Here is a 14377-nt window from a genome sequence, read left to right on the forward strand (position 1 = left end):
GCGCCCGAAGGCGCCCCTATTTTCTTCAGCGGACCACGAAGACCGAACAGTCAGAGTGGCGGATCACCCGGGCCGCGTTTGGTCCCAGCAGGTAATCCTTCAGGTCCGGTTTGTGCGCCCCGATCACGATCAGGCCGCTGCCAGCGGTTTCGGCAACCTTCAGGATCTCCTGATAGGCGGTGCCGGTTGCAACCAGGTGGCGGACCTTGGCATTGCGGTCCTTGCCCAGAACCTTGGCACACAGTTCGCTCAGACGCTGGGTGGCGTCCTTGACCGCCTTTTCGTGGTGATGCTCCTCGAAGAACCCGGACACCCAGCTTTCACCGAAATCCGGCAGGACATTGACGACATCCAGTTGGGCCCCGTCCAGTTCGGCCAGCCGGCCAGCCTGGGACAGGACCTTTTCGTCTAGGTTCTGATCGTTAAGCTCCAGAGCGCAAAGAACGGGTTTGCTCATGCTGTTACTCCTTCTTCTTCACGCGCGCGGCCGCGCTGCATCAGGGCAACCAGCGCCACCAGCAGAAGCGCCGGCAGGAACATCAGCTCTTTCGGCAACTGGCTGGCGGGTGCTTGGATAGCAATGATCTGCACCGGCGCGTCGGCGTAGAAATCAAAGCTCTCAAGATTGGGGGCTGCCGGGGTGCCGAACATCGGCTCTTCCAGCTTCACCGCGCCATCTTCCTCCAGCAGCAGCAGGCCGTAGGCATCCACCGCCGCCTGCCCGTCCGTGCCATCGGCGGTTATGATCATCGTGGTGCTCTTGATCTCAGAAGTGTCGAAATCCGGGCCTTCCACGGTGATCCGCAGCTCTGAGCCCGGTTCCGCCTCGTCCAGCGCCTGCGCCAGCTGGGCCGGCGGGACCTGGGCAAAGGGCGGCATCACCCGGTCCATGAAGAAGTCCGGCCTAAACAACGCAAAGGCTGCAAAGACCAGCAGGACGCTTTCATAGATGCGGCTGCGGCTCACGAAATACCCCATGGTGCCGGCGGTAAAGACCAGGATGGCAATGGTGGCTGAGATGGCAACGATGATGCCCTGTATCCAGTTCACGTCGATCAGCAGGAGATCGGTGTTGAAGATGAACACAAACGGCAGAGCCACGGTCCGCAAGCTGTAGAAGAAGGCGGTGAAGCCAGTACGGATTGCATCCCCGCCCGACACCGCCGCCGCCGCAAAGCTGGCAAGCCCCACGGGCGGCGTCACATCGGCCATGATCCCGAAGTAGAACACAAACAGGTGCACGGCGATCAGCGGCACGATGAGCCCGGACTGTGCGCCCAGTTCCACCACCACGCCGGCCATCAGCGAGCTGACGACGATGTAGTTGGCAGTTGTCGGCAGCCCCATTCCCAGAACGAGCGACAGAAGGCCAACGCAGGCAAGCACAAAAACAAGTGTTGTACCGGTCATGTCCGCAGCTCGTTCAGCAATCGTACCCTCAAAGCTTGTGATCCCGATAAAATCGGTCACCGGGCTGATTGCGTGAACACCAATAGCGGAAAGATAGGTCAGACCATAAGCCATGTTTTCGACCAGATCCGCCATTACCTGACCAATCCCGGTGAGCGTCACCGTACCTACAATCACCCCGGCCGTTGCGGTGGCAAGTGCAATGCCGATCATGTTACGCGCACCGTCAATCAAGCCGGTCCATAGGTCTACCACCCCATCCACAAAAGCGTTGGCCATGTTACTCTGACCACGGAAGATGGACTTAAGCGGTTTCTGGGTCAGCAGAATCACAAACAATAGCGCAGTGGCCCAAAAGGCCGATAGCCCCGGGGATTTCTGCTCGATCATCAAGAAGTAGACCAATACCAAGATCGGCAGCAGGTAATGCAGTCCTGCTTTATAAATCTTGGCCACATCCGGCAATTCAACGTCCTTTGCGTTAGGATCATCTGGTTCCAGATCAGGAATTTGCGCTGCGAGCGCTACCATGGCCACATAGATCAGCATGATCACTGCAAACATGATCAAACCTGCAGCGCTCGGTGCCCATGCGTAAGCCAGTTCCACTGGGAATTGCGATCCGTAACAAAGGCCAGCAAATACAGCAAAGAAGCTGAGCATTCCCAATACCGTGCGTGCCAGATGGACTTCGCGGTTGCCCAGCGTCGGCATGTTCCGCTTCACAGCCTCCAGATGCACGATATAGACAAGCGCGATGTAGGAAATCGCAGCCGGCAGGAAGGCATGGGTGATCACCTCGACATAAGAGATGCCGACATATTCCACCATCAGGAAGGCTGCAGCGCCCATAACTGGCGGCATGATCTGGCCGTTCACGGAGGACGCGACCTCGACCGAGCCTGCCTGCTCAGAGGTAAAGCCCACCCGCTTCATCAGCGGGATCGTGAAAGTGCCGGTGGTAACCACATTGGCGATGGACGAGCCGGAAATCAGGCCGGTTGCGGCAGACCCGACAACAGCTGCCTTGGCCGGGCCGCCGCGCAGGTGGCCAAGCGCGCCAAAAGCCATCTTGATGAAGTAATTGCCGGCCCCGGCCTTATCCAGCAGCGCGCCGAACAGCACGAAGAGGAAGACGAATTTGGTGGAGACACCCAAGGCAATGCCGAACACGCCTTCGGAGGTGATCCACATATGGCTCATCGCCTTTTTCAGGCTGGCGCCCTTCCAGCGGATGACTTCCGGGACGTACTCGGAAGAGCCGAAGAACACGTAGAGCAGGAAAATCGTCGCGATGATCGCCATCGCCGGACCGAGCGCACGGCGGGCGGCTTCGAACAGCAGGATCAGGCCAGCGAGGGCAAACCACTTGTCCATGTCGTCGGCAAGACCGCCGGAATCAACGATCTTCTGATAGAAAATATAGCCGTACATCGCGATCGCAGTGCCGGCCAACGCGAAAATCCAGTCCTGCACCGGGATGTAATTCCGCGGGCTGGACTTCAGCGCGGGATAGGCCGCGTAAGCCAGAAAAATGGCAAAGGCCAAATGGATTTGGCGCGAGTTGTTCACCACGCTGCCAGGCAGCAGCAGGTTGGCCACCGGCGAGGCCAGGATGACTTGGAACACGGACCAGATGACGGCGACGATCGCCAGGAACAGCCCCACGCTTCCCACCGGGTTGCGGGCGCCGGCGTCGGAGGACGCGACCAGTTCCTGAAGCTCTTCTTCGCTAAGCGGCCGATTTCCCTGAGCATCGGATGTCATGGATAATCTCCCCTGCGGCCGCCGTTTCTCCGGGGCCGGAATAGTCATGCCCGGGCCTTTGGCCTCAGGCGAAAACGGGGCGCCTGATGCGCCCCGTTCCTATTGTCTGGCGGATTATTCGATCCAGCCTTTTTCTTTGTAGTACTTTTCTGCGCCCGGATGCAGCGGTGCCGACAGGCCGTCCGCGATCATCTCTTCCGGCTTCAGGTTGGCAAAGGCCGGGTGCAGTTTCTGGAAGGCCTCGAAGTTTTCAAAGACCGAGCTGACCACCGCGTACACAGCATCTTCGGACACGTCAGCAGAGGTCACGAAGGTCGCGCCGACGCCAAAGGTGTTGGTGTCGTTGTCGGACCCGCGGTACATGCCGCCCGGAATAGTCGCGGTGCGGTAGAAGGAGTTGTCTGCAACCAGTTTCTCAACCGCTTCGCCGTCCACGGTCACCAGGACCGAGTCACAGGCAGTGGTGGCTTCCTGGATGGAGCCGGACGGGTGGCCAACGGTATAGATCATCGCGTCGATCTGGTTGTCGCACAGCGCTGCGGACTGTTCCGCCGCCTTCAGCTCAGTCGCCAGGGCGAAATCTTCCATGCCCCAGCCTTTGGCTTCCATCAGCACTTCCATGGTGCCGCGCTGGCCGGAACCAGGGTTGCCGATGTTGACGCGCTTGCCTTTGAGGTCATCAAAAGTGGAGATACCTGCGTCCGCACGGGCAACAACGGTGAAGGGTTCCGGGTGCACCGAGAAGACGGCACGCAGACCTTCGAACGGGCCTGCTTCCTCGAACTTGGAGGAACCGTTGTAGGCATGGTACTGCCAGTCGGACTGGGCCACGCCGAACTGCAGCTCGCCTTCGCGGATGGTGTTGATGTTGTAGACCGAGCCGCCGGTGGACTCGACGGCGCATTTGAAGCCGTGTTCCTTGCGGCCCTTGTTCACCAGACGGCAAATGGCGCCGCCGGTCGGGTAATAAACGCCGGTCACGCCGCCGGTGCCGATGGTGATGTATTCCTGAGCAAATGCTGCGGGTGCCCCAAAGGACGCCGCCACCAATGCACCGATAGCCAGCTTGGTGTGTTTCATGATCAAGTCTCTCCCACTTGTCTTATGATTTGCAGCCCTGCTTGAACGGCTGTCCAACTGGTGTCCGGATTTCGTCCCGGTGAGGGAAACTGGCCTGCCAATCAGGGTGCGTGCCGAAATTTTTTGCACGCGCAGAAGGGTTTCACTGCCACCTGCCCAAGTCAAGGGTGCTATTTATTGCCGCACCTATTTTGCCCGCCTTTTTCGTGCTGCTGACGACAGTTAGCCATTTTTCCCCGTAAGACCTCCGGCTGCTTCGCCCGCTGGGCCGCAAAGTTTTTTCTTGCAAGGAAAATCACCTTGTACGCGATTCCACCTGCCCGGTGCCGGCTAGGGGCACCCGGGACCGGAGGCACAGTTCTCAAAGCGTCTTCTGCAAACTTGCCCGCTTGTAAAACAGAATGGTGACAGACGCTGAAAACGCCGCTATCAAGCGTCACACAAAAAATACGCGGCACGGTCATTTTGGACCGAAGCCGCATCAGCATTGACAGGGAGCTTGCAGCGATGCTGCTTAGCCAAGTGATATTTGACAACCCGTCCCTGACGGATTTCTGGGCATTGGAGCGGTGTGTCTCCGCCGAGGCCCGCAAAATGCCAAAAGGCGCCAGCGCGCCGTTGACTTGCGATGTGGAACCGGAGTTCCGAAGCACGCCGCGGAAGTGGGAGCTGATCCTGGCGACTGCCCATGAACGCGGTCTTCGCGCGCGTCTGGGGTAACATCGCGCACCGCGCCGCATTTCCAGCCATAGATTGAAACACCCCGCCAGCCGACTGGCTGACGGGGCAAACTGTTTTATTCTGCCGGGCTTGCCGCAGGCACCCCTTTCACCCGCTCCCGCAGGCCTTGCATCATCGCATAAAGCACCGGCACGACAATCACGCCGACGACGGTGGCCGCCAGCATGCCGCCGAAGACCGCGATACCAATAGCGCGCTGGCTGGCAGCCCCCGCACCCGAGGCGATCATCAGCGGCACCACACCCAGCAGGAAGGACAGTGCCGTCATCATCACCGCGCGGAAACGCTGTTTGGCAGCTTCCTGCGCGGCTTCCCTGATGGTCAGGCCCGCGGCCCGCTGCTCCATCGCGAACTCCACGATCAGGATGGCGTTCTTTGACGCCAGGCCGATCAGCATGATCATCCCGATCTGCGTGTAAAGGTTGATGTCATTGCCGGCGATTGCCACCGCTGCCACGGCCCCGAACAGCGCGACAATGACTGACAGCAGAATTGCCACTGGCATCGTCCAGCTTTCATACTGCGCCACCAGGAACAGGTAGCCGAACAGAACCGCCATCGCCAGAATGACGGTGACCATCCCTGCTGAATCCAGCTGCTGCTGCGCAGTGCCGGTCCATTCAAACGCATAGCCCGGCGGCAACGCGGTCGCGGCTTCCTCCTGCATCACCCGGATCGCGTCGCCAGTGGACAGGCCAGGCGCCGGAACCGCGGTCACCGTGGCGGAGCGGAAGATGTTGTGGCGTTTCAGAAGCACCGGCCCCAGCACATTCTCGACGTCGATCAGTGTGGACAGCGGCACCATCTCCCCGGATTGCGCCCGCACGTACAGGCCGCCGATGTCCTCGATCTTGTCGCGGTAGGACCCCTCCGCCTGCAGCATCACCTTGTAGACGCGGCCGAATAGGTTGAAGTCGTTGACATAGTACGATCCCAGATGCGCCTGCATGGTCTGGAACACCTCGGCAATCGGCACGTTCAGCGTCTTGGCCTTCTCGCGGTCCAGATCGACAAACACCTGCGGAACGTTGGCCCGGAAGGTGGTGTAGGACTGGGCGATCTCGGGCCGCTGATTGGCAGAATAGACCAGCGAGCCGACAGACTGCGCCAGATCCTGCGGGGTGCCGCCAGCGGTCTGCTGCACCGCCATTTCAACACCGGCCGACATGCCCAGACCGGAGATCGGCGGCGGGTTGAAGGCAACGATGCTGGCCGCGGCCTCGCCGTTGGCGATGCCGTAGATCTGACCAAGGATGGCATCGGGTTGCAGCGCTTTATCCTGCCGGTCATCCCAAGGCGCCAGGTTGGCAATGATCATCGCGCCATTGGCACTGGAGCCGTTCAGCAAGCTGAAGCCGTTCACCAGAACAGTGCCCCTGACCCCGGGGATCTGGCGGATCTGCTCGTCGATCCGGCTGGTCACCTTCTCGGTCCGGCCCAGCGCCGCGGCATCGGGCAGTTGAACATCCACAAACAGATAGCCGTTGTCTTCCAGCGGCAGGAAGCCCTTGGATGTCGAATTGAAGACCAATCCGGTGCCAAAGGCCACGGCGGCAATGATCGCAAGCCCGATTACCGGAAGCCGCAGCAAACGGGTCACGATGCTCAGGTAGCCGCCGCGCACACCGCCGATCATGTTCTCGAACATCGCCAACAGCCCCTTAGGCGGGCCGGACCGCGGTTTGAGAACAATGCCGCAAAGAGCAGGCGACAGCGTCAGCGCGTTTACCGAAGAAATGACCACGGCGACAGAAATCGTCACCGCAAACTGCGAGTAAAGCCTGCCGGTGATTCCCGGCATGAAGGTAACCGGCACAAACACCGCCAGCAGCACCAGCGTGGTGGCAATCACCGGGCCGGTGATCTGGCCCATTGCCTTGCGGGTTGCCTCAGGCGGAGACAGCCCCTCCTCGGCAATGATGCGCTCGACGTTTTCGACCACCACGATGGCGTCATCCACCACGATGCCGATCGCCAGCACCAGCGCAAACAGCGAGATGGTGTTGAGCGACATGCCAAGCGCCAGCAGGAAGGCAAATGTCCCAATCAGCGAAACTGGAATCGCCACCGCAGGAATGATCGTGGCACGGAACGACCCCAGAAAGATGAACACGACCGAGATCACCAGCACGAAGGTCATCATCAGGGTGGTGATCACGTCGTTCAGCGACTGTTCGACAAAATCCGTGGTATTGAACGGCACCGAATAGGCGACATCCTCGGGGAAGTCCTCCGAAAGCCGGTCAAGCTCTGCCAAAACGGCCCCCGATACTGCCAGCGCGTTGGCGCCAGGAGCCTGGTAGATGGCCAGAATGGTCGCCGGCACGCCGTCGAAATAGCCGGACGCGCTGTAGTTGGAAGCGCCCAATTCAACCCTTCCAATATCGGCAAGGCGCACTGTGCTGCCACCCTCGCCGGTGCGGATCACGATGTCTTCGAACTCGCTGACTTCGGTCAGGCGACCTTTCGATTTGATCGTGTACTGAAACACCTGGTCACCCGGCACCGGGGGTGCACCCACCTGCCCGGCTGACACTTCAATATTCTGTTCCTTCACCGCATTGATGACGTCACCAGGCGAAATCCCCAGCCCCGCCATCTTGTTCGGGTCCAGCCAGACCCGCATGGCGTATTCGAAATTGGTCAGAATATCCGCCTTGCCGACGCCGCTGACCCGCGCCAGCGCATCCTTGATGTTGATGGCTGCATAGTTTGAAAGGAACACGCTGTCATAGGACCCGTTGGGCGAAGTCAGCGCCGTCACCAGCAGCATGTTGGAAGAGCTTTTCTGGGTGACAACGCCATTGGCATTGACCTCGGCAGGAAGGGCTGCGGTTGCCTGTGCCACCCGGTTCTGCACGTTGACCGAGGCGATATCCGGATCAGTTCCGACCTCAAAGGTCACCGCCAGTGAATAGCTGCCGTTGTCGGCGGACGTGGAGGACATGTAGAGCATTCCGTCCACGCCGTTGACTTGCGCTTCGATCGGTGCGGCGACGCTCTTTTCAACGGTTTCCGCATTGGCGCCGGTGTATGTGGCGGTGACATTCACCACCGGCGGCGTGATTTCCGGGAACTGCGCCACCGGCAGCGCGAAATAGCCGATGACACCCATGACCGTCAGCACCAGGGAGATGACGATCGCGAATTTCGGCCTTGAAATGAATGTGGAGGAAAACATCGCTTACTCTCCAGCCTGGGCGGCCATGACCGGATCCACCTCAACGCCGGGGCGGATCTTCTGCAGCCCCTCGACCACCACGGTTTCGCCATTGGTCAGCCCGTCCAGCACGATGATCCCCGTGCCCTGCACATCGCCCGTCGCAATGTAGCGCTGCTGCACCTGGTTGCTGTCATCCACCACCAGAACAAACGGCCCCTGCTGATCGCGCTGGATCGCGGCCTGGCTGATGACAATCCGGTCGACCGCTTGCTGGGATTGCAGGCCCACGGTCAGGAAAGCACCGTCTAGGATCAACCGGTCCTCGTTATCGAACTTCGCCCGCACGGTGACCGCACCGGTCGCGGGATCCACCCGGTTGCCGGCAAAGGCAATCCGGCCCTTCTCCTCCAGTTCTGCGCCGTTGGGCAGCACCACGAACACCTCCGGCGCGGATTCGGTGTTGCCGCGGTCGACGCCGTTGGCTTCCAGCTCCTGCAGGATCTCGACGAACTGCTTTTCATTCAGCGAGAAGGACACATAAACCGGCGCTTCGCGCACGATGTTGACCAGAGGTGAGCCGCTGGGGCTGACCACGTCGCCGATACTGACCTCGACACGCCCGACGCGGCCCGAGAAGGGGGCGTGAATTTCAGTGTAGCTCAGGTCCAGTTCTGCCTGCTGGATGGCCGCCCGGGCAGCCCGCACCTGCGCCTCTGCCACAAGTTCATTGGCGCGGGCGGTGTCGCGGTCGGTTTCCGGGACAGAGCCGCGCTCGAACAACTCCTGCTTGCGCACCAGTTCCAGCGACGCAAGCTCCAGGTTGGCTTCTGCCTGTGCCAGTTCCGCCCGGCGGCTTTCCAGCACCGCTTCATAGGCGCTGCGCTCGATCCGGAACAGAATGTCACCCTTCTCAACTTCTGCGCCGTCCTGGACCAGCACTTCCTCCAGGTAGCCGCTCACCCGTGCCATGATATCGGCCTTGTCGATCGCCTCGCCGCGGCCGATGAAGGTTGCAGTGTCCTTGATCGGTTTGATCACCGCCTCGGAGACCGACACCTTGGGGGCGCCACCCTGCTGCTGCGCCAGCGCCGCATCCGCAGCTGCCAGGCCTAGCGCGGCCACCATTGCAAGCCCGGTCCGGCCGGTCAGGCCCCTGTTCCAGAAACACGTCATTCTTGAGCCTTTCAATTAAACAGAAAATTTCAGCGCAGCCGTAAACCCGGCGTGCCGCCCCGTATCCAAATCGTTGCCCTATTGAATACCGTCCCAGCACACATCTGCAAGCTGCACACGCGTTGCCCAGAAACTTCCGTCGTTTCCGGAAGGCCACCAGTGACCAGATATCAATGGAACCGCGGCCCGCAGGCAGGTGTGCTTGGTATGCAGGGGCGGGCCACCCGTGCTTACGGGATTTGATAACGGGTGCCAGGCCGTTACCTTGTTCCGGCAAAGAAGCCTGGCCTGCAAGCAAGGAGAATGACATGCGGTGGAGAGGGCGGCGGGGAAGCCGGAATATCGAGGACCGGCGGGGCCGCCGGATGACAGGCCGGACTGCAGGTTTCGGCGGGGCCGGCCTTCTTCTGATCGTTGTTGCAGGTGCCTTTTTAGGGGTGGATCTGACTCCGCTGCTGCAAGGCTCCGCACCGCAAAGCGGCAGCCCGGCGCCGGTCACGGCAGCCGACCAGGAAGCCGCGGAATTCGTCAGCGTTGCCCTCGCCGATACCGAAGATGTCTGGGCCACCATTTTCGAACAGCAGCTCGGACGCCGATACAGCCCGGCGGTTCTTGTTCTGTACAAAGGGGTGACACAATCGCCCTGCGGCGGGGCCTCCGGTGCAACCGGACCGTTTTACTGCCCGCTGGACGAAAAGGTTTACCTCGACACCTCCTTCTTCACAACACTCAGCCAGCGGCTGGGCGCACGCGGCGATTTTGCAGCAGCCTATGTCGTTGCCCACGAAGTTGCCCATCATGTCCAGAACGAGCTTGGCATCCTGGGCGAAACCCAGCGCATAAGGGCCCGCGTGAGCGAGGTTGAGTCCAATGCCATATCTGTCCGCACAGAGCTGCAGGCCGATTGCTTCTCCGGGATCTGGGCGCGCTACGCACAGGACGCGCTGGGCACGCTGGAACCCGGCGACGTTGAAGAGGCGATGAACGCAGCCAAGCAGATCGGCGATGACGCGCTGCAGCGCAATGCCGGCCGGGTGCCGCAGCCGCATACGTTTTCCCACGGCACCAGCGCACAGCGGCAGCAATGGTTCGCCCGCGGGTTTCAAACCGGTGATGTGAACGCCTGTGATACCTTCTCTGCCAATTCCCTGTGACACTTTGAATGTCCAGGCCATTGAAATCTCTTGGCGCTGATGCTTGTGTAACCCCACAGGCAGCACCGCACCGGGCGCGCCTGGCCGGCCGTTTCCGGCCGCCTGCGCACTGCCGCGCCAACCCAAGGGAGACAGCCGAATGAAAGTTGACGGGACGCACTACCGGTCGCTGTGGTGGGACCACGAACGGGATGCGTTGCAGATCATCGACCAGCGCTGGCTGCCGCATGAGTTCCGTATTCAGCAGATGGACACGCTGCAGGAGTTTGCCGATGCCATTGTTGAGATGCGGGTCCGCGGCGCACCCCTGATCGGGGCGACAGCCGCCTATGGGATGGCGCTTGCAATGCGGCTGGACCCGTCCGATGCGGCCATGGATCAGGCCTGGAGCTTCCTCAACGCAACACGCCCGACCGCGATCAACCTGCGCTGGGCGCTGGACCGCTGCCGCAGCCGCCTGAGGCCGCTGGATGAGGGAAAGCGTGCAGCAGCTGCCCTGGCCCTGGCGCATGAGATTGCGGATGAGGACGTCGAAATCAACCGCAGCCTCGGCGCGCATGGACTGGAACTGATCCGGCAGATCGCCGCCGGAAAACCCGCGGGTGAGCCGGTCCGGCTGCTGACCCACTGCAACGCCGGCTGGCTGGCAACTGTCGACTGGGGCACTGCCACCAGCCCGATGTACCAGGCGCATGAGGCTGGCATTCCGATCCACGTCTGGGTCGACGAAACACGGCCCCGCAACCAGGGGGCGTTGACCTCCTGGGAGCTGGGCAGCCACGGCATCAGCCACAACTACATCAGCGACAACGCCGGCGGCCACCTGATGCAGCACGGCCAGGTCGATCTGGTCATCACCGGCACCGACCGGACCACCCGCCGAGGCGACGTTTGCAACAAGATCGGCACCTATCTGAAGGCGCTGGCCGCCCGCGATAACGGAGTGCCGTTCTATGTCGCCCTGCCCTCGCCGACCATCGACTGGACGGTCTCCGACGGCGTTGCCGAGATCCCGATCGAGGAGCGCAGCGAGCGGGAGATCACCCATGTTCAGGGCAAGACCGAAGACGGCGCAATCGGCGTTGTTCAGGTGACACCGGACGGCACCCCCGGCGGCAACCCCGCGTTTGACGTGACGCCGAACCGGCTGGTCACCGGGCTGATTACCGAACGCGGCATCTGCGACGCCTCCGAGGAAGGCCTGGCAGGCCTGTTTCCGGAAATGGCCGCAGCAAAATCCGCCTGATGCCGGACGCCGCACCATGAAGCCGCCGTATCACGACTGCACCGAACTACGGCAGGCGGTGATTGACGCCTGCCTGGAAATGAACGCCGCGGGCATCAATCAGGGCACCTCCGGCAACATCTCGGTTCGCGCGGAAAATCACATGCTGATCACCCCGTCCGGCGTTCCTTATGAGAAACTGGCACCTGAAGATCTTGTGCTGATACCGCTGGGCGGCAGCCCTGAACAGCAGGGGCAGCTGAAGCCCTCGACCGAGTGGCCTTTTCACATGGCGATCCTTCAGGCCAAACCCGGCGTGAATGCCGTGGTCCATGCCCATCCCGTCTACTGCAGTGCGCTGGCGATGAACCGTCAGACTATACCGGCGTGCCACTACATGGTCGCAGCCTTTGGTGGCAGCGATGTTCCAGTAGCGGATTACGCGCTGTTCGGCAGCCGGCATCTGTCGGAAAATATCATCCGCGCCTTGCAGGAACGCAGCGCCTGCCTGATGGCCAACCATGGTGCGGTGGCAACCGGGGACAGCCTGCCGCGCGCGCTGTGGCGCATGGTGGAATTGGAAACACTGGCAAAGGGTTACACGGCAAGCCTGACCATCGGCAAGCCGCACATCCTGAGTGAAGACGAAATGGCGGAAGTGGTCACTGCCTTCGCGGACTACGGGCTGAAGGACAGCCGCTGATCATGCGTTGACGCAAAATGGAGGCGGAATGAAACACCCGCTGATCTTCGACGGGCACAACGACCTGCTGCTGCAGATTCAGTCTGGCAGTGTTGCTTCTGACAAGGACGGTTTCTTGGGCTCTGGCGGCCATCACATCGACCTGTTCAAGGCGACGAAGGGCGGTTTTGCAGGCGGGTTCTTTGCCATCTTCGTCCCGCACGACGGCGATGCTTCCTTCATGGAAGAAATGAAGGCAGACAGCTACGACCTGCCGCTGCCACCCGCAGCGGACTGGCCGCGGTCTGCGCAGATCGCCCTTGCCCAGGCCGCAATTCTGATCCGTCTGGAAACACAAGGCGCGCTCAAGATATGCCGCACTGCGGCCGACATTCGCGGCGCAATGCAAGACGGTATCATGGCAGCCGTCGTGCATATGGAAGGCGCCGAAGCAATCGACCCGGATTTCCATTTGCTGGAGGTACTGCACTCCGCGGAATTGCGCTCGCTTGGCCCGGTCTGGAGCCGCCCCACGATCTATGGCCATGGCGTGCCGTTCCGCTTCCCCTCCAGCCCGGACACCGGCCCCGGCTTGACAGCCGATGGTGTTCGCCTGGTGAAAAAGTGCAATGAACTGAACATCCTGATTGACCTCTCTCACCTGAACGACGCCGGGTTCTGGGATGTTGAAAGACACTCCAGAAAGCCGCTGGTGGCGACCCATTCCAACGCCCACGCGCTCTGCCCGCACAGCCGGAATCTGACAGACAGGCAACTGCACGCCATCCGCGACAGCGACGGCCTGGTGGGGCTGAACTTCGCCGTCGCCTTCCTGCGCGAAGATGGGCGCATGGACGCAGACACACCGGTCAGCCGGATGATTGACCATCTTGATTACCTCATCTGCGAGCTTGGCGAGGACAGGGTTGGACTGGGTTCGGATTTTGATGGCGCAACCGTGCCCGCTGAAATCAAGGATGTTTCAGGGCTGCCGGTTCTGCGCAAGGCAATGAAAGCGCGTGGGTACGACGACAGGCTCATGGCAAAGCTGTGCCATGGCAATTGGCTGCGCCTCTTGGAGCAGACCTTGGCCTAACAGCGCCCGTGCATCACAATCACTGCACAAGCACTTGGTTTTCATAGGATTGCGGTGGTGCCCAAGGAGAGACTCGAACTCTCACGATGTTGCCATCGGGGGATTTTGAATCCCCTGCGTCTACCATTCCGCCACTTGGGCCACGGTCTGTTCCTAGCCAAGCAATCAGCCAAGGTCCAGAGGCAAATCGGGGCTGCGCCGCTGAAATTACTCTGCGCGGCAAATTCCGCGGCCTCGCAGCTTGACGGAGCGCCGCGCGCATGCCACCTCCCATGGCAAAAGCCGTTGAGGACGCAGGACCCAGCATGCTGAAACCGCTATATGACCGGACGATGGCCCTGGCCGATCATCCCAGGGCGCTGTGGTGCCTGGCTGTTGTCGCCTTTATCGAAAGCTCGGTGTTCCCGATCCCGCCGGACGTTCTGATGATCCCGATGATCCTGGCCCGCCCGTCGCGTGCCTGGCTGATCGCGCTGGTGGCACTGATCGCCTCCGTGGCCGGGGGTGTGCTGGGATACGCTATCGGTGCCTTTTTCTACGAGGGCATCGGCCAGCCGGTTCTGGAAGCCATGGGCAAGGGCGACGCCATGGCGGAGTTCAACACCCGGTTCAACGATTTCGGGTTCTGGGCAGTGCTGGGCGCAGGCATCACGCCGTTCCCCTACAAGGTGATCACCATCATGTCGGGCTGGACCGGAATGCCGCTTGGCACATTCATTGCCACTTCTATCCTAGCCCGCGCACTGCGTTTTTTCATCGTCGCCGGCCTGCTGTGGCAGTTTGGCGCCCCGGTCCGGGATTTTATTGAACGCCGCCTGGGGCTGGTTTTCACAGCCTTCATGGTGCTCCTGTTCGGCGGCTTCCTGATGGTGAGGTACATTTGATC

The 14377-nt window shown here is 61.1% G+C and carries 10 protein-coding genes and 1 tRNA gene; 5 read left to right on the forward strand and 6 right to left on the reverse strand.

Annotated elements, in window-relative coordinates; translation table 11 throughout:
* Positions 1–25: 25 nt before the first annotated feature.
* The 5 genes from LHL23_RS00535 to LHL23_RS00555 form a co-directional block, all read right to left on the reverse strand.
* Complete coding sequence (locus LHL23_RS00535; protein WP_226428410.1) at positions 26–457, reverse strand: universal stress protein; 432 nt, start codon at positions 455–457, stop codon at positions 26–28.
* A complete protein-coding gene (locus LHL23_RS00540; protein ID WP_226428411.1) occupies positions 454–3177 on the reverse strand; it encodes a TRAP transporter permease in 2724 nt (907 codons plus the stop codon). Before LHL23_RS00540 ends, LHL23_RS00535 begins: the two co-directional genes overlap by 4 nt.
* A 114-nt stretch (positions 3178–3291) precedes the next feature.
* On the reverse strand, positions 3292–4257 hold the full coding sequence (locus tag LHL23_RS00545; protein WP_222475765.1) for a TAXI family TRAP transporter solute-binding subunit: 966 nt from the start codon (positions 4255–4257) through the stop codon (positions 3292–3294).
* A gap of 796 nt (positions 4258–5053) precedes the next feature.
* Positions 5054–8179, reverse strand: a complete 3126-nt coding sequence (locus tag LHL23_RS00550; RefSeq protein WP_226428412.1) for an efflux RND transporter permease subunit — start codon at positions 8177–8179, stop codon at positions 5054–5056.
* Positions 8180–8182: 3 nt separating this feature from the next.
* Complete coding sequence (locus LHL23_RS00555; RefSeq protein ID WP_226428413.1) at positions 8183–9334, reverse strand: efflux RND transporter periplasmic adaptor subunit; 1152 nt, start codon at positions 9332–9334, stop codon at positions 8183–8185.
* Positions 9335–9642: 308 nt separating this feature from the next.
* Between LHL23_RS00555 and ypfJ the strand changes: the two genes are divergently transcribed.
* From ypfJ to LHL23_RS00575, 4 genes are all read left to right on the forward strand, one after another.
* A complete protein-coding gene (gene ypfJ / locus LHL23_RS00560) occupies positions 9643–10488 on the forward strand; it encodes a KPN_02809 family neutral zinc metallopeptidase (protein WP_226428414.1) in 846 nt (281 codons plus the stop codon).
* A 139-nt stretch (positions 10489–10627) separates the two neighbouring features.
* Entirely contained in the window at positions 10628–11734 is a 1107-nt protein-coding gene (mtnA, locus tag LHL23_RS00565) for an S-methyl-5-thioribose-1-phosphate isomerase (protein ID WP_226428415.1), read from the forward strand.
* A gap of 16 nt (positions 11735–11750) precedes the next feature.
* Complete coding sequence (locus tag LHL23_RS00570) at positions 11751–12416, forward strand: class II aldolase/adducin family protein (protein WP_226428416.1); 666 nt, start codon at positions 11751–11753, stop codon at positions 12414–12416.
* A 28-nt stretch (positions 12417–12444) separates the two neighbouring features.
* Positions 12445–13491, forward strand: coding sequence for a dipeptidase (locus LHL23_RS00575; RefSeq protein WP_226428417.1), 1047 nt, complete (start codon positions 12445–12447; stop codon positions 13489–13491).
* A gap of 55 nt (positions 13492–13546) precedes the next feature.
* Here LHL23_RS00575 and LHL23_RS00580 read toward each other — a convergent pair.
* Positions 13547–13632: transfer RNA gene (locus LHL23_RS00580), tRNA-Leu, on the reverse strand.
* 164 nt (positions 13633–13796) lie between these two features.
* On the opposite strand from LHL23_RS00580, the gene LHL23_RS00585 reads away from it, so the two are divergent.
* Complete coding sequence (locus tag LHL23_RS00585; RefSeq protein ID WP_226428795.1) at positions 13797–14375, forward strand: YqaA family protein; 579 nt, start codon at positions 13797–13799, stop codon at positions 14373–14375.
* Positions 14376–14377: the final 2 nt, after the last annotated feature.

The organism is Leisingera sp. McT4-56 (assembly GCF_020514995.1).
Lineage (GTDB): Bacteria > Pseudomonadota > Alphaproteobacteria > Rhodobacterales > Rhodobacteraceae > Leisingera > Leisingera aquaemixtae_A.